Origin of the sequence: Nocardioides sp. NPDC127503 (assembly GCF_040302165.1) — a bacterium.
GTDB lineage: Bacteria > Actinomycetota > Actinomycetes > Propionibacteriales > Nocardioidaceae > Nocardioides.
Map to the genome: position 1 here is coordinate 382,446 of NZ_JBEORH010000002.1, position 19,033 is coordinate 401,478.

The window sequence follows — 19,033 nt, forward strand, 5'->3', positions numbered from 1 at the left end:
CGCATCATACGACGCCGGGAAGACTCCCAGATGGCACCCTCTCACGGAGCACCGACATTTTACTTCTGGTCGTGTCCGACGTGCTTGCATAGACGCATGAGCGATGCCCCTACCACTTATACAGGCGCGGTGAAACCGGGCGGCCCGGCCGACGTACGCGAGCTCGGCCGGCTGACCATCACGAAGGTCGCCGTCGACGCGCAGATGTCCAACAACTGCTACCTGCTGCGCTGCCGGGCGACCGGCGAACAGCTTCTGATCGACGCCGCTGCCGAGCCGGAGACCCTGCTCCCACTCATCGGTGAGGAGCTGGCCACCGTCGTCACCACCCACCAGCATTGGGACCACCACCGGGCCCTGGCCGACGTCACCGCCGCGACCGGCGCCACCACCCTCGCCGGAGAGCCCGATGCCGCCGCGATCACGGAGGCCACCGGCGTACCCATCTCTCGCACGCTCTCCCACAACGACACCGTCACCGTCGGCGACTGCACCCTCGAGGTCATCGCGCTGCGCGGACACACGCCCGGGTCGGTCGCCCTCGTCTACCGCGACCCCGAGGGCATGCCACATCTGTGGACCGGCGACAGCCTCTTCCCGGGAGGCGTCGGAAACACCCAGCAGGATCCCGTACGTTTCACCCAACTGCTCGACGATGTCGAGGAGCGCATCTTCGGCACCCTCCCCGACGAGACCTGGTTCTATCCGGGCCACGGCGACGACTCCACGCTCGGCGCCGAGCGTCCTCATCTCGCCGAGTGGCGCGAGCGGGGCTGGTGACTACGGCTCCGTAGTCGGGGTCGCGGTCTCCGTCGGCGTCGGGTCCGTGGTCGGATCTGCCGACTCGGTCGGCTCGACGCTGGGCTCCGGTTCCGCCGTACGCGTGGGCCCGGAGGTGGGCGTCGAGCCACCGGTCTCGGCGGGCTCGTCCGGCTCACGCGACGGCGTCGGCCGATTCGGGCCGCCGGTCATCGACGGGTCGGCCTCCGGTTGATGTGTCGCGCCGTCACGATCGGCCGCAGAACCACGCGGACGCGCGGACGAGCCGTCCGAGGGCTCCTCGGACGGCGTCGATCCGGGCGCCGGCGGCAGCGGATCCACATCGGGATAGACGTTCCCGACGTCCTCATAACCAGTGACCGGGTCACGATCGGGTCGCTCGGCCTGCGCCAGGCCGGCGATGAGGACGACCACCCCGAGACCGGTGATGACTCCGCCCGTCAGGATGCCTGCCACGGCGACCTGCTTGCTCTGCAACTCGACTCCCTGTACCCGCCCCGCGCCTGGTGTGGCGCACAGCGTAGGGCAGCGAGGCCTCGAGCGTTACCCACCCCGGGGCATCGCGGCACCTCACCCGGGAGCCTGGGTCACTCGCTGGGGGTCTCGCTCGGCGACTCGCTGGGCTCGCTCGGCGACTCACTCGGCTCGCTCGGCGACTCACTCGGCTCGCTCGGCGACTCGCTCGGGTCGCTCGGGCTCCCGCTCGGCGACTGGCTGGGCTCGCTCGGCGACTCGGTCGGCCTACCCGAGGGCCTCGGCTCCGACGGCACCTGAGTGGGTCGCGCCGGGAGCGGGGACATGGAGCCGCCTGCCGACTCCTCGACCGACCGCGGGCTCGCCGGGACCGGCTCAGCGACCTCGGGAACCTCGCTCCCGGGACCCATCTGGCTGGGTGGACCAGCCTGCGAAGGCGTCGAGGACGACTTCTCCAGCGGTGCCACCGGCGAGACCGGCGAGATCAGGCTGATCCCGGACTCGTCCGTGGCGTAGTTGTGTCCTGGCTCTTCTGCTCCGGCGTTGCCGACGATCAGGCCACCAATCCCGATGCTCGTCATGGCCAGCCCCGTTGCCATTCCAGCCAAGGCGATCTGCTTGCGATGCAACACGATTCCCCCGTGATACCAACGACTCGACAAGTTCTCTGGTCGTGCACAGTAGACCTACAAAGATCCAAACTGTGCGACCACTATCGGGGTGTCGGGCCTTGCTGGCAAGTCCTTGTCATCTATCGTTCGACCGATATAACCCCTGGTAAGAGGTCTGTTCGCCCGGCGCGAACGGGCCGTCGGGGCCTCGTGTGGGGCGCTAGTGTGTTGGCATGGGCGAAGTGATCAGGTTTCCCGGCCATCCGCTGCCGGACCACGACAAGCCGGCGCCGCTGTGGCGTGAAGCCGCCGGCCAGGTGATCCGCGACGAGCGGTCCCGCCAGGAGCGCACGCTCGCCGACGTCGCCGGCGATGCCGGTGTCTCGACGCAGTATCTCTCCGAGATCGAGCGCGGCCGCAAGGAGCCCAGCTCCGAGGTGCTCGAGGCGGTCGGTGGTGCGCTGGGCCTCGGCCTCGTCGACCTCACCGAGCGGGTCACCCGCACGCTGCGTGCGGGCGCCCGCCCGACCGGCCCGATGGCTCTCGCCGCCTGACCTCCGCCGGCCTGGTCACCCCAGGTCACACCGAGGCGAGCTTGCGGCTCTCCAGCACCGCATCAACCAGGCCGTACGCCACCGCTTCCTCGGCCCCGAGGACGAGGTCGCGCTCGGTGTCGGCGTGGATCTGGTCGGTGCCGTGGCCGGTGTGGCGCGCCAGCAGCGCGTCCATCTCGGCTCGCACCCGGCCAATCTCCTTCGCCGCGACCTGCAGGTCGGTGACATCGCCCCGCTGACCGTCCTGGCCCGGCTGCTGCAGCACGACCCGCGCGTGCGGGAGGACCGTACGCCGCCCCGGCTCCCCCGCGGCCAGCAGCACGGCCGCAGAGCCCGCCGCCTGGCCCACGCAGGTGGTCGCCACCGGAGAACGCAGGAACTGCATCGTGTCGTAGATGCCCAGCATCGCGGTCGGGTCGCCGCCGGGAGAGTTGAGATAGAGCTCGATCTGCGTGTCGGGCGCGTCCGACTCCAGGTGGATCAGCTGCGCGATGACCACGTTGGCCACCCCGTCATCGATCGGCGTACCGAGATAGACGATCCGGTCCGAGAGCAGGCGGCTGTAGACATCGAGCGCCCGCTCGCCACGTGGGGTCTTCTCGATGACCGAGGGAATCGTGTACGAGCTCATCGGGCACCTCCCGCCGCGGAGAGACCGAAGGCGGCGCTGCGCTGCTGCACCGGCGTCACCGACTGCACGTCGTTGAGCACCTCGTCCACGAACCCGTACTCGCGCGCCTCCTCGGCGGTGAACCACCGGTCGCGCAGCGAGTCGTGGTCGATCTGCTCGACGCTCTGACCGGTGTGGGCCGCGGTGATCCGGAGCATCTGCTCTGTCATCCGCGCCAGCCGTGCGGCCTGCACCTCGATGTCGGCCGCGGAGCCGCCGATCCCGGCGGATCCCTTGTGCAGCAGCACCTCGGTGTGCGGGAGGACGTAGCGCTTGCCCGGCGTGCCCGCGGTGAGCAGGAACTGCCCCATGCTGGCCGCCATCCCCATCCCCAGCGTGGAGACGTCGTTGGGGATCAGGTGCATCACGTCGTAGATCGCCATCCCGGCCGTCACCGAGCCGCCGGGCGAGTTGATGTAGAGGGAGATGTCGCGGTGCGGATCCTCCGCGCTGAGCAGGAGCAGCTGGGCGCAGATCCGGTTCGCGATCGCGTCGTCCACCTCCTGGCCGAGCACGATGATCCTCTGGTTCTGCAGTCGTGCCGTGAGCTGCTCGTCGAGCGGCCCGGCCGTGATGGGTGTCTGGGTCATGCTGTCGAGCCTGATCCACGCGTACGCCGCATTCCAGCGAATCTGCCGTGGGCAGATCTGCCCTCAGCAGATCACGCGGTCTGACCCCGCTCCGGCAGAGGCTGCGGCACACTCTCACCCATGCTCGCCGACGTCGGTGTCGTTCATATCCTGGCCGCAGCAGTGCTTGCGTACGGCCTCTACGCCGTCGGGGTCGCGACAACGACGGGCGTCAAGATGCGCCGGCTCGCTCGGGATCCCGGCCCGGACGCCGCGTATGCAGCCCTGTGCGCGAGTCGCGGCTGGACCTACACCAGCAAGGGCGAGAGCGCCCCGACGAGATTCCAGCTGATGCCGACGGAAGCGGACTCCGCACTCACCCCCGGACCACAGGCGATCGACGTGGTCACCGGCACCCACGCCGGCCTGCCCTTCCTCTCCTACGAGCACCGGTCGTGGTCGCGCGAACCCATGATCCGAGGCCTCTACCGTTACCGATCGGAGCGCCTCCACCTGGTCGGGTTCGACCTCGGGCATCTCCACCCGTGGCTGCACATTCGGCCGAAGCCCCGCCCCACTGGCCTGTCGCGGCTGCTCTCCCGCAGCGAGGACTCCTTCGAACGCGCGTACTTCGTGGAGACGACCCGCAAGGCGTTTGCCACGGCTGTGCTCCACGAGGAGATGCGCGACCACCTCCTACGCAACGTGGCGCGCTATCAGTTCGACGGGACCTGGCTGGTCATGGTCATCGACGGACCCGCGCGACCCGAAGAGCTCGAACCACGTCTGGCCGACCTGGCCGCCTTTCTCCACCTCGTTCCCGAGCACCTCCTGAATCGCTACTGACCCACCTCGTACGCTCTGCACGTGCGCTGCGTGATTCTCGACGACTATCAGGACGTGGCGAGGACGTACGCCGCATGGGACTCTCTCGACGGCATCGAGGTGACGTCGCTGACCGAGCACCTCGGGCCGGACGCGCTGGTCCGGGCGCTCGACGGTGCCGAGATCGTGGTGGCGATGCGGGAGCGTACGCCGTTCCCGGCCGCCGTCCTGGAACGGTTGCCCGACCTGAAGCTGCTGGTCACGACCGGGATGCGCAATGCCTCGATCGATCTCGCCGCGGCGGATCGGCTGGGGATCACCGTGTGCGGCACCTCGTCGAGCCCGCATCCTCCCGTCGAGCTGACCTGGGCGCTGATCCATGCGCTGACCCGCCACATCGTGACCGAGGCGACCGGGCCCGGCTGGCAGCGGACCGTCGGGAGCGACCTCCACGGCCGGACCCTCGGCCTGCTCGGGATCGGCAAGATCGGGGCTCGGGTCGCGGCCGTCGGGCAGGCGTTCGGGATGGATGTGGTCGCCTGGAGCCCCCACCTCACCCCCGAGCGCACCGAGCCGCTCGGGGTGCGTGCGGTCGACAAGGCCACGCTTTTCGAGACCAGCGACATCGTCTCGATCCATCTCGTCCTCTCCGAGGCCACGCGACACATCGTCGGACATGCCGACCTGGCCTCGATGAAGGCCACCGCCCACCTGGTCAACACCTCGCGTGCCGGTCTGGTCGACACCGAGGCACTGGTCGCCCACCTCGGCTCCGGGACGATCGCCGGAGCTGGCCTGGACGTCTTCGACGTCGAGCCGCTGCCCGTCGACGACGTGCTGCGCCATCTTCCGAACGTGGTCGCGACCCCGCATCTCGGCTACGTCACCGAGGACAACTACCGACGCTTCTACGGTGGCGCCGTCGAGGACATCGCCGCCTGGCTGGTCGGCGACCCGATCCGCACCCTCCTGCCGAAGGACCCTGATGCTTGACCCGATGCAGCACGCCGCCGATCTGGCACCGACCGGCACTCTGCGCGCCTCGATCAATCTGGGCAACCCGGTCCTCGCCCAGGGCACCCCTGAGGCGCCGAGCGGAGTCACCGTGGACATCGCCCGCGAGCTGGCGCACCGGCTCGGCGTACCGGTCTCCTTCCAGTGCTTCGACGCCGCCCGCAAGTCCTTCGAGGCGCTGCGGACCGGGGCCGCCGATGTTGCCTTCCTCGCGATCGAGCCCGCGCGGGCCGCCGACGTCGAGTTCACCGCGCCGTACGTCCTCATCGAGGGCGTCTACGCCGTCGCGGCCGACTCCCCCATCCGGACCGCGGACGACGTGGACCGCCCCGGCGTTCGGGTCGGCGTGAAGGAGGGCTCGGCCTACGACCTCTTCCTGACCCGCACGCTGGAGAACGCCGAGGTCGTACGCGGCGCCGACGGGATCGACGCCTTCCGCGAGCTCGGGCTCGAGGTCGCCGCCGGGATCCGGCAGCCCCTCACCCGGCACGTCGCCGCCGACCCCGGTCTGCGGCTGGTCGAGCCGCGGTTCATGGAGATCCGCCAGGCCGTGGCGGTCGCGCGGAACCACTCGCCTGCCACCGTGAGCTTCCTGCACGAGCTGGTCGAGGACCTGAAGGCGAGCGGCCGGATCGCCGAGTCGCTGGCCAGCTCGGGTCAGGTCGCGTCGGTCGCGCCCTGATCAGCGAGGGCTGCGCCGGACGTACGGCGTGGTGGTGCCGACCTTCGCCAGCCCCGAGCGCTCGAGGATCGGCCGGGAGAACTCGGTGGAGTCGCTGTGGATGTAGCGCTTGCCCCGGGCGATGGCGGTGCGGGCGCGAGCGGCGGTGAGGGCGCGGTAGATGCCGCGGCCGCGCCACTTCTCCAGCGTCACTCCGCCCCAGATGCCGGCGAACTCCGTGTCCGGCACCATGTCGATCCGGCCGGCACTGACGATCTCGCCGTCCGCCTCGGCGACCCACATCTCGCTCTCCCCCGCCGCGATCCCACGCAGCTGGCTCTCGACCCGAGCCTCCGAGGCCGGCGAGCCGAAGACGCCGTCCTGGACGAAGCTGGCGGCGCGTACGTCCTCCTCGCTGGTGATGGCACGCAGGCCGATCCCGTCGGGCAGCGGCACGTCGACGGCCAGCAGCCGGGCCTCGCCCACCATGATCGACTCGGGGTCCTCGGGCGCGAACCCGTGCCGCAGCAGCGTCTCGTGCAGCCCCGGGGCGTGGTCGTGGCCGCGGGTCTTCCACTCGACCTCCTCGACGGCTGGATCGGCGTCAAAGTGCGCCACCGCCGCAGCGACCAGCTCCTCGACGCCGGCGGCATCAGCCCCGTCGAGGTCCTGGTAGGAGATGAATCCTCGTCCGCCCCCGAAGGTGGCCATCCGCAACGGACCGTGCCGGGTAACCGACACCGCCCCGGAGGTCTCGGCATCGGTTCGCAACTGTTCGTCATAGGCCTTCAGCACGGCGAGAAACCTACGCCGAAGTCGTACGCAGAAGCATGTAGTTATCGGGCAGCCGGCTCCGTTCCCCTGGTGAATGGCGCTTACAAGGAGCGTCCGAAGTGGAAGGGTGAGGACATGCCTCGCTACCTGATGATCCTCGACTACCAAGCCGGCAACGACGAGACTCCCGGCGGTCTGGCCGGGTGGAAGCCGGAGGAGGTGCAGGGCCACATGAGCTACTACGAAGCGCTCAACAAGGCCCTGACCGAGTCCGGCGAGCTGGTGCACGTCGAGGCGCTGACGCCGCCCGACCAGGCCTTCGTGGTGACCTCGGACGGCACCGACAAGACCGTCACCGACGGACCGTTCCAGGAGTTCAAGGAGTGGGTCGCCGGCTACATGATCATCGACGCCGAGACCCAGGAGCGCGCCCTGGAGATCGCCGGGCTCTACTCCGCCGCGCCCGGCCCGGGCGGACGGCCGATTGAGCAGCCGATCCAGGTGCGCCGGATGTACCACGGCACCGACGGCTCCTCCGTCGACGACACCATCGCCTTCGGCGAGGCGAGCATCGAGTGACCGAGGCGCTGCCGGCTGACCTCCTGCGTGACCTCACGCCCCAGGTCGTCGCCATCGTCACCCGCCGCAGCGGCGACTTCTATGCGGCCGAGGACGCGGTGCAGGAGGCGCTGGTCGAGGCCGTACGCACCTGGCCGGAACGAGGCATTCCGGAGCAGCCCCGCGGCTGGCTGGTCACCACCGCGATGCACCGCCTCGTCGACGCCAAGCGCAGCGAGTCGCGCCGCCGCGACCGCGAGCAGGCCGATCAGCTGGCAGAGCCGGAGGGGCAGGAGACGTACGAAGGGGACGACTCCCTCGACGTACTCCTGCTCTGCTGTCATCCCAGCCTGACTCCGGCCTCGGCGGTGGCGCTGACCCTGCGGGCGGTCGGCGGGCTCACCACCCGGGAGATCGCGAGCGCCTACCTCGTCCCGGAGAAGACGATGGCGCAGCGGATCTCCCGGGCGAAGGCCACGATCAAGGGCCGCTCGCTCGGGATCGACGGCGCCGCCGACCTCGCCGCGCGGATCCCGGCGATGCTGAAGGTGCTCTACCTGCTCTTCAACGAGGGGTACGTCGCGACCGAGGGCGACCAGCTGCAGCGGGTCGACCTGTGTGCCGAGGCGATCCGATTGACCCGCCTCGCCCGCACCGCGCTCGCCCGGATGACGGGGAGCGCGCACGGCGAGCTCGGCGGGCTGCTGGCGCTGATGCTGCTGCTCGACGCTCGTCGTCCGGCCCGGATCGACGCGCACGGCGCCGTGGTGCCGCTGGCCGACCAGGACCGGAGCCGGTGGCGCGGCGAGGCCACCCGCGAGGGGATCGCCCTGATCGACTCCGTCATCGGCACCGGGCGGCCGGGGACCTACCAGATCCAGGCCGCCATCGCCGCGCTCCACAATCGCGCGCCCACCGCGGAGGAGACCGACTGGCTGCAGATCACCGCGCTCTACGGGTTGCTGGAGAAGGTCGCCCCCGGTCCGATCGTGACGCTCAACAAGGCGGTCGCGGTCGGGTACGCCGACGGCCCGGGTCCCGCGCTCGCGCTGCTCGACGAGCTCCTGCGCGACTGTGCCCAGAACGGCGCCGCCGGCTTCGCCGACCATCCGCGGGTGCCGGCGGTGCGCGCTCATCTGCTGGAGCTCGCCGGCGACCTGGACGGTGCTGCCGCTGCGTACGATCTGGCCTCTGTGCGGGCAACCAATCTCGCCGAGCGCCGATTCCTGACCTCAAAGGCAGCTGCGCTTCGCGATGCTCGCTGCTGAAGCGGAGCGCGCACCGCTGAGTTCTACTGAGAACCGTTCTCAGGCTACGCTGTGCCTGTGATCGAACTGCGCACCCCGACCCAGATCGAGCAGATGAAGCCCGCCGGCCGATTCGTGGCCGATGTCCTGACCGCACTCCGCGAGCACGCTGCCGTGGGTGTGAACCTGCTCGAGCTCGACGAGCTGGCGCACAAGATGATCAAGGACCGCGGCGCGGAGTCCTGCTACATCGACTACCACCCGAGCTTCGGCGCGATGCCGTTCGGCAAGGTGCTCTGCACCTCGGTCAACGACGGCGTGCTGCACGGCTTGCCCTTCGACTACAAGCTCCAGGACGGCGACCTGCTCAGCGTCGACTTCGCCGCGAGCGTCGACGGCTGGGTCTCCGACTCGGCCCTCTCCGTCGTCGTCGGCACGCCCCGCCAGGAGGACCTCGACCTGATCGAGACCACCACGCAGGCGCTCGCCGCGGGCATCGACGCCGCGCGCGTCGGCAACAAGGTCGGCGACATCTCCCACGCGATCGCAGGCGTCGCCCGCGCGAAGGGCCTCAAGATCAACACCCAGTTCGGCGGCCATGGCGTCGGCCGCACCATGCACGGCGACCCGCACATCGCCAACGACGGCCGCCCCGGCCGCGGTTTCAAGCTGCAGCCCGGTCTCGTCATCGCGATCGAGCCGTGGTTCCTGCACACGACCGACGAGATCTTCACCGACCCCGACGGCTGGACCCTGCGCAGCGCCGACGGCTCCCGCGGCGCCCACATGGAGCACACCGTCGCGATCACCGAGGACGGCCCGCTCATCCTGACGGCGCGCGACTGACGTACGAACGTACGAAGAACGCGACGGCGCCCCGCTCCCGAGAGGGAGGCGGGGCGCCGCGCTTCTGTCTCTCCTACGACAGGTTCACTGCCGTGTCATCGATGAGGAAGCTCGTCCCGAGGGAGGAGTCCTCCGTACCGGTGAAGGTGAGGGTGACCGTCGAGCCCGCCTGCCCGTTGAGGCTGAGCGACTTCTGGACGTAGCCCGAACCCTTGTTGAGGTTCGAATAGGTCGCCAGGGTGGTGGACCCCGCCTTGACCGTCAGCTTGTCGTACGCCGAGCTCGTGGTCGTCTCATCGGAGTCGACGTACAGCCAGAAGGTGAGCGAGGCGGCACACCCGGCCGGGATCGTCACCGACTGCGACAGCGTGTCGGTGTGGGTGGAGCCGTAGCCGTTCATCCATGCCTTGTACGACCCGGAGTGCGCCGGCGCGCTGGTCGAGCCGTCGATCACACCCGAGGAGGCGGTCCAGCCGGTCGCGCCGGACTCGAAGCCCGGGTTGGTCAGCTTCTGGCCCGAGCAGGTGCCGCCACCCGTGCCGGAGACCGTGAACGTGAACTGCACGTTGCCGGTCACACCGGCGGCATCGGTCGCGGTGACCGTCGGCGTGTAGGTGCCGGCCGTGGTCGGCGTACCGGAGACCGTGCCCGAGGACGAGATCGAGACGCCCGCCGGCAGGCCGGTCGCGGTGTAGGTGTAGGGCGAGGTGCCGCCCGAGGCCGTGACCGTGAAGGACGAGATCGCGGTGCCGACGGTGCCGGTCTTCGAGCCCGGCGAGGCCACCGTGACGGGGCTGCTGCCGCCACCCGGGGTGCAGGTCGGGTCACCGGTCTGGGCCGGAACCGAGACGGCGTTCCAGGCGGCCTTGACCGCGTTGAACTCGGTGCAGGTGGTGGTGCCGTACAGGTTCTTGGCCGCGGTGAGCGTCCAGGTGCGGTACTTCAGGTACGACGACGAGGAGGTCTTCAGCAGCATCGCGTTGTACATGACCTTCATCGCCTTCTGGATCCCCACACCGGTGACGCTCGACCCGATGCAGGTCGGCGAGGTCGGCTGGCCGTTGGTCGGGTTGGACCCCTCGGCGAGCAGGTAGAACCAGTGGTTTCCCGGTCCGGCGGCGGCGTGAACCTCGTCGCCCGGCGTCGAGGACGAGTAGCAGTTGTCGTCGCCGACCAGCGACGGGTTGTACATGTTGCGGATCGGCCCGGCGCCGACCAGGTCGATCTCCTCACCCACGAGATAGTCCGGGGTGTCGTTGGCCGTCTGGTTGTCGTACCACTCGGTGGCCGCACCGAAGGTGTCCGCGACGAACTCCTGGGTGTTGCCACCCGAGATCCCGCCGGGGGTGTGGTCGTCGATGCCGTGGCCGAACTCGTGGGCGACGACGTCGAGCGAGCCGATCCAGCGCGAGCCGGACTGCGAGTGCCCGATCTGCACCTGCGTACCGTCGTAGTAGGCGTTCACGTCGGCCAGACCCACCCGGATCGGGAGCCAGCCGCCCGAGCCGTCCATGCCCGAGCGCCCCAGCCACGAGGTCAGCATGCCCTTCTCCTGCTGGGCGGCGTAGAACGCGTCGACGCAGCCGGTCTCCCGGTTGGTCGGGTCGCCGTTGCCCCAGGAGTCGTCGGTGCCGGTGTAGGTGACGTTGCCGCTCGAGTTCTGGCACTTGAGCGTCGTCGCGGACGGGTCGGTCATCGAGTACGTCGAGCCGGAGAGCTGCGTCGACATCGACACGGACCCGGAGTAGCCCGAGTTTCCGGTGCCCTCGACGACGTGCTCCTTGGTGGAGAGCACCTTGCCCGTGGCGGCGTCGACGAAGACGGAGAGCCGTGAGGGCTCGCCCGCGCGGGTGCCGGTCACGATCGTCTCGTACGCCAGGTCCGAGCCGGTCTCGCCCTGGACGATGACCAGCTCGCTGGACTCGACGACCGGCCTGGTCACCTTGCCCTTGGCGACCGTCCGTGCCTTCGCCTCGGTGATCGCGGGCTTCGTGGTGGAGACCTTGACCGGAGCGTCCTGGGCGACCGAGGTGCCCAGCAGGTTGCCCTCGGCGTCGGCGGCGACGACGAAGTCACCGCCGACGACGCGCAGGCCCTGGTGGGTGCGGTCGTAGGAGACGTACTGCAGCCCGGAGGACTGGTACGTCTTCAGCCTGACGGCCTCGTCCTTGGCGCCGAGGTTCAGCGCCGCGGGATCGGCGGCGACGAAGGCCGCAGCCGACCTCTCCGCCTCGGTCCTGGCCTCCTTGCCGGTGACGACGGCGCGGCCGTCGTCGGTCTCCTGGGATGCCACGGTGCCCTTGCCGGGCTTGGGGTCGGGGGCCGCCTGCACGCCTGTGGGCATGCTGATGGCGGCCACCGCCGAGATGAGGGCCATGGTCAGGCCCTGTGCTACGCGTCTGTTGTTCACGCAGACTCTCCTTGAGCCGGCCCCGCCGAGGCGGAGCAGCCGATACTGACCTGTGGACAGTGGCGATCGGCCGCGGAGCGGGTCAATGCGCGTCCAGCCTCACAATCGCGCACTGCACGGAGTCGCATTTACGCCAACATATGAATACCCACGGGCACATGTCGGATGCGTCAGTTTTCGCAAGAGTTGCCGGAGGCGCTCGCCTGCAACGGCAGCCCGGGAAGTGGGCCGAAATAGAAGTCAGCCGCTGGCGTCTCGGGTCACCAGCGGCTGACAAGAAGAACGTTAGCCGACGATCCTGAACACGTGCAAGCACCTGCAATGCAGAAGAGTGCAAATGATCCGACCGGGCTACTCGGACCACCCAAGAGGGCTATGAGCGGGGGTTCTTCGAGCGCTGCGTACGTCGCGCGTCGCGCTGCCGTCGCAGCCGGCGCACCAGGACTCCGTCGTAGGCGAGCGCCTCGGGCTTGTCGATCAGGTCGTTGACGGCGCGGTGGTAGTCGGCCGCGCTCATCCCCAGCTGCTCCCGGACCGCGTCGTCGCGACCGGTGCCGGCCGACCACCAGGAGCGCTCGAAGTCGAGCAGTCGCTTCTCGTTCTCGGAAAGACCCGGCTGCCCGTCGGCAGACCCGGGGCTGTGGGGCGCCTCGGTCATGCGTACATCATCCCAGGCGCGACGGACGCCTCCGAAACCGCCACGCGGCCACCGCCTCGAACTACCCGGCATAGCCCATCCGGGCCATCTTCATAAAAGTGCAGATCAACTCTTTGAAGGTCGCCGGAGGGTCGGCTAATCTCTTCCATGTCAGCCGCTGGTGACCCGAGACGCCAGCGGCTGACTTCTATTTCGGCGGGTGTTGCTACGCCTCTGCGGTGTCCTCGCCGTGCGTCCCCGGACGCGGCGCCCAGGGCAGCTCCCTCGCGGCCCGCACGACGACCAGCCGGTCCCCGCGCGACAGGGTGCCGACGACCGGGTCGAAGTAGCGGAAGACCTTCTCGTCGCGTACGACCGCGATCACCTGGTCGGCCAGCTGCTGCGGCTGCTTGCCGACCTCGTTGACCAGCAGGTCGCGCTCACCGACCTCCAGCCCGGTGCCGGAGTTGAGCAGGTCCTCCATGACCGAGCCCAGGGTCGGCGAGATCGTCGACAGACCCATCAGCCGGCCGACGGCGTCGGCGGAGGTGATCACCGAGTCGGCTCCGGACTGCTTCATCAACGGCGCGTTCTCGCGCTCTCGGGCCGCGGCGACGATCCACGCCTCGGGGTTGATCTGCCGCACCGTCAAGATCGTGAGCACGTTGGAGTCGTCACGGTTGGTGGTGATGATGACCTGCTGGGCGTCCTTGACGCCCGCCCGCATCAGCACCTCGCGTCGGGTCGCGTCCCCGGTGACCACCGCGATCCCGTCGGAGTGGGCATCGGAGCGCGCCACCGGGTCGGGGTCGACGACGACGAACTCCTCCGGATCCGCTCCGTTGGTGAGCAGCGTCTCCACGGCGCTGCGACCCTTGGTGCCGTACCCGACGACGACGATGTGCTGGGACATCCTTCTCCTCCAGCGAGCGACTCGGATGAGATCACGGCCCTGCTTGGTGAGGACCTCGAGAGTGGTGCCGATCAGCAGCACCAGGAAGGCGATGCGGGCCGGCGTGATGATGAACGCGTTGATCATCCGCGCATGCGCCTCGACCGGGGCGATGTCGCCGTAGCCGGTCGTGCTCAGCGTCACCGTCGTGTAGTAGATCGCGTCGATCAGGCTGATCTGGCCCGTGGGATCGTTGTTGTCGGCGTACGCGTCGCGGTCGAGGTAGACCAGCAGGACCGTCCCGACCAGGATCGCCAGCGCGGCCAGCAGTCGCCGTCCGAGCTGCCACCAGGGCGACCGCACCGTCTCGGGAAGAGCGACCTGCTCGACACCGGCCCACTTCGGGGCGTATGCAGATGTCTCGGACACATCACGACCCTATCCGCCGCGCTCTATCGTCTGTTGCATGAGTGCCTCCGACATCCGCCGTGTCACCAACCAGGCGCCGGAGCTCGCCGGTCACAACGTGGTCACCGGGGATGCCGCGCTGTCCGCGGCGGTCCTGCGCCATGCGGACGAGGAGACCCTCGACTCGCTCGTCTCCCTGGGCGCCCAGGCCGGCACCGCCGAGGCCCAGGAGCACGGCCGCCTCGCCAACCGCTTCCACCCCGAGCTGGTTCCCTACGACCGCTACGGCAACCGGATCGACGAGGTCGCCTTCCACCCGTCCTGGCACTGGCTGATGGAGAGGGCCGTCGGCCACGGCCTGGCCGCCGCGCCGTGGGCGCTGGCGGAGAAGGGCGACGAGCACGCCCACGTACGCCGCGCCGCCGGGTTCCTGGCCTGGTCCCAGACCGAGCCCGGCCACCTGTGCCCGATCTCCATGACGTACGCCGCAGTCCCCGCGCTGCGCGCCGACGAGTCCCTCGCCGCGGAGTGGGCGCCGAGGCTCGCCTCCACGACCTACGACTTCGGTCTCCGCGACCCCGCCGGAAAGCTCGGCACCCTGGCGGGCATGGGGATGACCGAGAAGCAGGGCGGCTCGGACGTACGCCAGAACATCACCGAGGCGCGTCCGGTCGGCGACGACGTCTACGAGCTGCACGGGCACAAGTGGTTCACCTCGGCCCCGATGAACGACGTCTTCCTGGTCCTGGCCCAAGCACCCGACGGCCTCACCTGCTTCCTCCTCCCCCGCGTCCTTCCCTCGGGAGAGCGGAACCGCCTTGACGTGGTGCGGCTCAAGGACAAGCTCGGCAACCGCTCCAACGCCAGCTCCGAGCTGGAGTTCCGCGGCACGATCGCCTACCGGCTGAGTGAGGAGGGGCGCGGCGTACGCACCATCATCGAGATGGTCGCCGCCACCCGCCTCGACTGCGTGCTGGGCTCGGCCGCCCTGATGCGCCGGGCGGTGGCCGAGGCGAGCTGGCACGTTGCCCACCGATCCGCGTTCGGCGGCGCGCTTTCCGACAAGCCGTTGATGCAGAACGTGGTCGCCGACCTGGTCGTCGAGTCCGAGGCGGCCACCATCCTGGCGATGCGGCTGGCCGCCGCCGTCGACCGGCCGGACGACGAACACGAGCGGGCCCTGCGCCGCATCGGCCTGCCGCTGGCGAAGTTCTGGGTCTGCAAGCGCACCCCGGCGATGGTCGCCGAGGCGCTGGAGTGCCTGGGCGGCAACGGCTACGTGGAGGAGTCGGTGATGCCGCTGCTCTTCCGCGAGTCCCCGCTCAACTCGGTCTGGGAGGGCTCCGGCAACGTCAACGCCCTCGACGTCCTACGCGCCATCCAGCGCGAACCCGGGGTTCTCGACGCGTGGATCACCGAGGTCGGCAGGGCCAAGGGCGCCGACAGACGCTACGACCGGGCCGTCGACGCCACCCTCTCCCTGCTAGGCGAGTCCATGACGAGTCCCGAGGAGCTGGAGCGCTCGGCCAGGCGACTGGCCGGCAGCATGGCCGCCCTCCTCCAGGGAAGTCTCCTGGTCCAGCACGGCCCGGACGAGGTGGCCGACATCTTCTGCGCCAGCCGCCTGGATGGTCACGGCGGGACGTACGGCATGCTCGCCGGCGGCGACCAGAGGGCCGTCATGCGGCGAGCGACGCCGACCCTGTAGCGGCCCGGGACGCGCAACGGGCGCCATGCCCCCGAAGGAGACATGACGCCCGCCGCTTGCGGACCGAACCTCAGCCCTTGACGGACCCGGCCGTGAGCCCACGGACGAAGTAACGCTGCAGCGAGAAGAACACCAGCAGCGGCACTGTCATCGTGATGAACGCACCAGCGGTGAGCAGGTGCCACTCCTGGCCACGGTCGCCGATCAGGTCGCGCAACGTGATCGTGACGACCTCGTTGTCACCTGCCCCGAGGAAGATGAGCGCGACGAGAAGGTCGTTCCAGACCCAGAGGAACTGGAAGATCGCGAACGCTGCCAGCGCGGGCACCGACATCGGCACGATCAGCCTCCAGAAGGTCTGGAAGTGGGAGGCCCCGTCGATCTCGGCCGACTCGATGATCTCTTGCGGCAGGGTCGCCATGTAGTTGCGCAGGATGAAGACCGCCAACGGCATCCCGAACGCGGTGTGGGCCAGCCACACCGCAAGGAAGGTGCCGTTGAGGTCATAGCTCCCGAACAGGTTGAGCAGCGGCACGAAGGCCACCTGCAGCGGGACCACCAGCAACCCGACGATCACCATGAACAGCACGTTGCGCCCCGGGAACCGCATGAACGTGAACGCGTACGCAGCGAATGCGGCGATCATGATCGGCAGCACCGTCGCGGGGACGGAGACGACGATCGAGTTCACGAAGGCGTTCGCCATCCCGCTCTCGAGGACCTGCGAGTAACTGTCGAGGGTCCACTGGGAGAACGGGTCGGTGATGACGGTCCACCAGCCCGACGACTTAACGTCGGCCTCGTTGCGGAACGACGAGATCAGCAGACCCAGCGTCGGGATGAACCAGAGCACGCACAGCAGGACGATGCCGACACGGACAGCGACGCTGCCGAGGGTGAAGCTCCTCATCGACCGGCCTCCTGCTTCTTGAACTGGCGCATCTGGTAGATCATCACCGGGATCACGGCGATCATCAGGACCACGACCACCGCGGCCGCGCGACCGGCGTCACCGAACTCGAAGAGCTCGAGGACGAAGGTGTTGGCCAGCACCGAGGTGCCGGACCGGCCACCGGTCATCACGTAGACGATGTCGAAGACCTTCATCACGAGGATGAGGATCGTCACGAAGACCACGATCACCGTCGGCCAGATCTGCGGCACGACGACCTTGAAGAAGATCTGGATCTCGGTGGCCCCGTCGATGCGCGCGGCCTCCACGGTGTCGTCGGGCACGCCCTTGATCGCCGAGGAGAGCAGCACCATCGCGAACCCCGCCTGCAACCAGATCATGATGACGATCAGGAGCAGGTCGTTGAGGTTGCCGGTCTGGATGCGAAGCCAGGCGACCGGCTCGAACCCGAGACTGGTCGAGATCGCCGAGAGGAGCCCGATCTGCTTGTCGCCCTGCGCGAACCTGGTCGCGTAGACGAAGCCCCAGATCGTGCTCGCCCCGACGAAGCTGATCGCCATCGGCATGAAGATGACCGACTTCGCGACCCGCTCCGGAAACGCCTTGAGCTGGTCGGCCAGCACCGCCACGAGCAGGCCGACGATGACACTGGCTGCCGGGACGATGAGGATCCAGAGCAGGTTGTTGACCAACGTGCCGATGAACTCGTCGTCGCGGAAGAGCGCCGTGTAGTTGTCGAACCCGACCCAGTTGATGCTGCTGTCATCGGCGAAGCTGTAGATCACCGTCATCAGGGCCGGGTAGACCAGGAAGACGGTGACCACCAAGATGGCCGGGCCGATGAAGACGTACGGCTTGATCCGCCTGTCCCACTTGCCGGGCAGGAGGCCTGAGAGGAAGTTGAGCACCCAGTAGAGAGCGGCGGTGCCGCCGACCCCCAGGACGATCGCGACCAGGCCGTTGAGGATCTTCAGGTACGGATCATCGCTCATCCTCGCCAGCTCTCCTCGATCGCGTCGGCAGCCTCCTGAGCGCTCTTCTCACCTCCGACGTAGGCGTTCATCTCGCTCCAGAACGTCCCGGCGCCCACCTGCGCGGGCATCAGGTCCGAACCGTCGAAGCGGAAGGTGTCGGCGTCCTGAAGCAGGGTCGCGATCTCGCCGAACATCGGGTCGGCGTACTGCGAGTTGTCGAACTCCGTGCTCGGGGAGAGCCAGCCACCGGACTTGGCCCACTCGGCACCGAAGTCGGGCGACGCGAAGAACTCCATCAGCTCGACCACGTCGGTGTCGTTGGTGAAGGCGGTCGCCATGTCACCGGCACCGAGCACCGGGTTGCCCTCGAAGCCACCCTCCATGCTGCCCGGCAGCGCGAAGACGCCGACGTTGCCGGCCAGGTCCTGCTGGACGTCCTTCGGGAAGAAGGTGGTGATGAAGTTGGCCTGGCGGTGCATCTGGCAGCCCGGCTTCGCGTCGAAGAGCGGGAGCGGGGAGTCGCCGAAGGGCTCGCTCAGGGTGCCGTCGGCCCCGCCGCGTACGTTCTTCGGCTTGTTGATGATGTCGCCCATGGTCTCGATCGCCTCGACGATCTTCGGGTCGTTGAAGGGGACCTCGTGGGAGACCCAGTCATCGTAGAACTCCGGGCCCTCCTGGCGCAGGACGATCTCCTCGACCCAGTCGGTGTAGACCCAGCCGGTGTCAGCACCGGCCTCGGCGCCGAGGCACCACGGGGTCTGGCCCTTGGAGATCATCTGGTCCTCGAGGCTCCTCAGCTCGTCCCAGGTCTCAGGCGCCTTGTAGCCGGACTGCTCGAAGTTCTTCGGGGTCCAGACCAGCGACTTCATCGAGACGCGGATCGGGACGCCGTAGGTCTTGTCGTCGATCTCGACGGAGTCCATCAGGCCCGGGATCATGGTGTCGTCGAGCGAGCCGACGTCGATGAGGTCGTCGAGCGGAAGCGTGTCACCCGACTCGGTCAGGTCGGCGACCAGACCGGGCTGCGGGAAGAGCGCGATGTCGGGCGCGTCGTTTCCGTTGACCTTGGTGCGGATCTCGGTGGTGAAGTCCGTGGAGGGGGTGTAGGTCACCTCGATCCCGGTCTCCTTGGTGAACGTGTCGAGGGCCGCGTTGAGCCCCACTGCCTCGCCCTCGGGGATCGCGCCGAGGATCTGGATGCTGCCGTCTCCGTCTTCGGTCTCGCCGGCATCGTTGCTGCCACCGCCGCCCGGCACCCCACACCCGGTCACGGCGAGCAGACCTGCGACTACTGCTCCGATTTGCCACTTTCGCACGTGCATCTGATTGCACCCTCCATCGTCGTTTGATCCACGGAGTCGTGCCACGCAGGCCGCGTCGGGTCCACGAGGCAGCGCCTCGTTATGTGATCTCCATAACATTAGTCGTTATGGTCCATCGATGTCCCGGGCAAATTGTCGAACACTCACCCGAGAACGCGCAGGAGGATACCTGTCACGCAGTCCGGG

Annotated in this window: 20 protein-coding genes; 9 read left to right on the plus strand and 11 right to left on the minus strand. The window is 68.7% G+C overall.

Translation table 11 applies throughout. The annotated features are described in order from the left end of the window. Nucleotides 1-96 precede the first annotated feature (96 nt). A complete protein-coding gene (locus ABTW65_RS05845) occupies nucleotides 97-780 on the plus strand; it encodes an MBL fold metallo-hydrolase (protein WP_350659004.1) in 684 nt (227 codons plus the stop codon). Here the strand turns inward: ABTW65_RS05845 and ABTW65_RS05850 are convergent, their stop codons facing one another. Both ABTW65_RS05850 and ABTW65_RS05855 read right to left on the minus strand, forming a co-directional pair. Further along, entirely contained in the window at nucleotides 781-1,257 is a 477-nt protein-coding gene (locus tag ABTW65_RS05850; protein ID WP_350659005.1) for a hypothetical protein, read from the minus strand. It abuts the gene before it with no gap. 110 nt (nucleotides 1,258-1,367) lie between these two features. Continuing rightward, a complete protein-coding gene (locus ABTW65_RS05855) occupies nucleotides 1,368-1,835 on the minus strand; it encodes a hypothetical protein (RefSeq protein ID WP_350659007.1) in 468 nt (155 codons plus the stop codon). 263 nt (nucleotides 1,836-2,098) lie between these two features. On the opposite strand from ABTW65_RS05855, the gene ABTW65_RS05860 reads away from it, so the two are divergent. Further along, nucleotides 2,099-2,419 carry a helix-turn-helix domain-containing protein gene (locus tag ABTW65_RS05860; RefSeq protein WP_350659008.1) on the plus strand — a complete coding sequence of 107 codons (321 nt, stop codon included), beginning with the start codon at nucleotides 2,099-2,101 and terminating at the stop codon, nucleotides 2,417-2,419. A 25-nt stretch (nucleotides 2,420-2,444) separates the two neighbouring features. Here ABTW65_RS05860 and ABTW65_RS05865 read toward each other — a convergent pair whose 3' ends face one another. Both ABTW65_RS05865 and ABTW65_RS05870 read right to left on the minus strand, forming a co-directional pair. Beyond that, nucleotides 2,445-3,050 carry a ClpP family protease gene (locus tag ABTW65_RS05865; protein ID WP_350659009.1) on the minus strand — a complete coding sequence of 202 codons (606 nt, stop codon included), beginning with the start codon at nucleotides 3,048-3,050 and terminating at the stop codon, nucleotides 2,445-2,447. Then, nucleotides 3,047-3,679: a ClpP family protease gene (locus tag ABTW65_RS05870; protein WP_350659010.1), complete on the minus strand. Its 633-nt coding sequence runs from the start codon at nucleotides 3,677-3,679 to the stop codon at nucleotides 3,047-3,049. The genes ABTW65_RS05865 and ABTW65_RS05870 overlap by 4 nt, the downstream gene beginning before the upstream one ends. Before the next feature lie 120 nt (nucleotides 3,680-3,799). Here ABTW65_RS05870 and ABTW65_RS05875 point away from each other — a divergent pair, with 120 nt between their 5' ends. From ABTW65_RS05875 to ABTW65_RS05885, 3 genes are read left to right on the plus strand one after another with little or no spacing between them, the layout of a single operon-like run. Continuing rightward, entirely contained in the window at nucleotides 3,800-4,504 is a 705-nt protein-coding gene (locus ABTW65_RS05875; protein ID WP_350659011.1) for a hypothetical protein, read from the plus strand. A gap of 21 nt (nucleotides 4,505-4,525) precedes the next feature. Next, nucleotides 4,526-5,476 (plus strand): D-2-hydroxyacid dehydrogenase family protein, encoded by a 951-nt coding sequence (locus tag ABTW65_RS05880; protein ID WP_350659012.1) that lies wholly within the window; start codon nucleotides 4,526-4,528, stop codon nucleotides 5,474-5,476. Then, nucleotides 5,469-6,179 (plus strand): transporter substrate-binding domain-containing protein, encoded by a 711-nt coding sequence (locus ABTW65_RS05885; protein ID WP_350659013.1) that lies wholly within the window; start codon nucleotides 5,469-5,471, stop codon nucleotides 6,177-6,179. Before ABTW65_RS05880 ends, ABTW65_RS05885 begins: the two co-directional genes overlap by 8 nt. Here ABTW65_RS05885 and ABTW65_RS05890 read toward each other — a convergent pair whose 3' ends face one another. After that, complete coding sequence (locus tag ABTW65_RS05890) at nucleotides 6,180-6,953, minus strand: GNAT family N-acetyltransferase (protein WP_350659014.1); 774 nt, start codon at nucleotides 6,951-6,953, stop codon at nucleotides 6,180-6,182. 114 nt (nucleotides 6,954-7,067) lie between these two features. Between ABTW65_RS05890 and ABTW65_RS05895 the strand changes: the two genes are divergently transcribed. Genes ABTW65_RS05895 through map form a run of 3 tightly spaced genes read left to right on the plus strand, consistent with a single transcriptional unit; the run spans nucleotide 7,068 to nucleotide 9,583 of the window. Further along, nucleotides 7,068-7,511: a YciI family protein gene (locus ABTW65_RS05895; protein ID WP_350659015.1), complete on the plus strand. Its 444-nt coding sequence runs from the start codon at nucleotides 7,068-7,070 to the stop codon at nucleotides 7,509-7,511. Beyond that, nucleotides 7,508-8,758, plus strand: a complete 1,251-nt coding sequence (locus ABTW65_RS05900; protein WP_350659016.1) for an RNA polymerase sigma factor — start codon at nucleotides 7,508-7,510, stop codon at nucleotides 8,756-8,758. Before ABTW65_RS05895 ends, ABTW65_RS05900 begins: the two co-directional genes overlap by 4 nt. Nucleotides 8,759-8,815: 57 nt before the next feature. Then, nucleotides 8,816-9,583, plus strand: coding sequence for a type I methionyl aminopeptidase (map, locus tag ABTW65_RS05905; RefSeq protein WP_350659017.1), 768 nt, complete (start codon nucleotides 8,816-8,818; stop codon nucleotides 9,581-9,583). Between the two features lie 73 nt (nucleotides 9,584-9,656). On the opposite strand, the gene ABTW65_RS05910 is transcribed toward map, so the two are convergent. The 3 genes from ABTW65_RS05910 to ABTW65_RS05920 all read right to left on the minus strand — a co-directional run bounded on the left by ABTW65_RS05910 (nucleotide 9,657) and on the right by ABTW65_RS05920 (nucleotide 13,951). Beyond that, the gene (locus ABTW65_RS05910; RefSeq protein ID WP_350659018.1) at nucleotides 9,657-11,993 is read right to left on the minus strand and encodes a M4 family metallopeptidase; all 2,337 of its coding nucleotides are present in this window, start codon (nucleotides 11,991-11,993) and stop codon (nucleotides 9,657-9,659) included. Nucleotides 11,994-12,366: 373 nt separating this feature from the next. Further along, nucleotides 12,367-12,651 (minus strand): DUF3263 domain-containing protein, encoded by a 285-nt coding sequence (locus ABTW65_RS05915; RefSeq protein WP_350659019.1) that lies wholly within the window; start codon nucleotides 12,649-12,651, stop codon nucleotides 12,367-12,369. A 205-nt stretch (nucleotides 12,652-12,856) separates the two neighbouring features. Next, nucleotides 12,857-13,951 carry a potassium channel family protein gene (locus ABTW65_RS05920; RefSeq protein ID WP_350659020.1) on the minus strand — a complete coding sequence of 365 codons (1,095 nt, stop codon included), beginning with the start codon at nucleotides 13,949-13,951 and terminating at the stop codon, nucleotides 12,857-12,859. A 37-nt stretch (nucleotides 13,952-13,988) separates the two neighbouring features. Here ABTW65_RS05920 and ABTW65_RS05925 point away from each other — a divergent pair, with 37 nt between their 5' ends. Further along, a complete protein-coding gene (locus tag ABTW65_RS05925) occupies nucleotides 13,989-15,638 on the plus strand; it encodes an acyl-CoA dehydrogenase family protein (protein WP_350659021.1) in 1,650 nt (549 codons plus the stop codon). A 70-nt stretch (nucleotides 15,639-15,708) separates the two neighbouring features. Here the strand turns inward: ABTW65_RS05925 and ABTW65_RS05930 are convergent, their stop codons facing one another. The 3 genes from ABTW65_RS05930 to ABTW65_RS05940 are packed head-to-tail and all read right to left on the minus strand — an operon-like array spanning nucleotide 15,709 to nucleotide 18,841. Then, nucleotides 15,709-16,548: a carbohydrate ABC transporter permease gene (locus tag ABTW65_RS05930; RefSeq protein WP_350659022.1), complete on the minus strand. Its 840-nt coding sequence runs from the start codon at nucleotides 16,546-16,548 to the stop codon at nucleotides 15,709-15,711. Then, nucleotides 16,545-17,543, minus strand: coding sequence for a carbohydrate ABC transporter permease (locus ABTW65_RS05935; RefSeq protein WP_350659023.1), 999 nt, complete (start codon nucleotides 17,541-17,543; stop codon nucleotides 16,545-16,547). The genes ABTW65_RS05930 and ABTW65_RS05935 overlap by 4 nt, the downstream gene beginning before the upstream one ends. Beyond that, complete coding sequence (locus tag ABTW65_RS05940) at nucleotides 17,540-18,841, minus strand: ABC transporter substrate-binding protein (protein ID WP_350659025.1); 1,302 nt, start codon at nucleotides 18,839-18,841, stop codon at nucleotides 17,540-17,542. The genes ABTW65_RS05935 and ABTW65_RS05940 overlap by 4 nt, the downstream gene beginning before the upstream one ends. Nucleotides 18,842-19,033 lie beyond the last annotated feature (192 nt).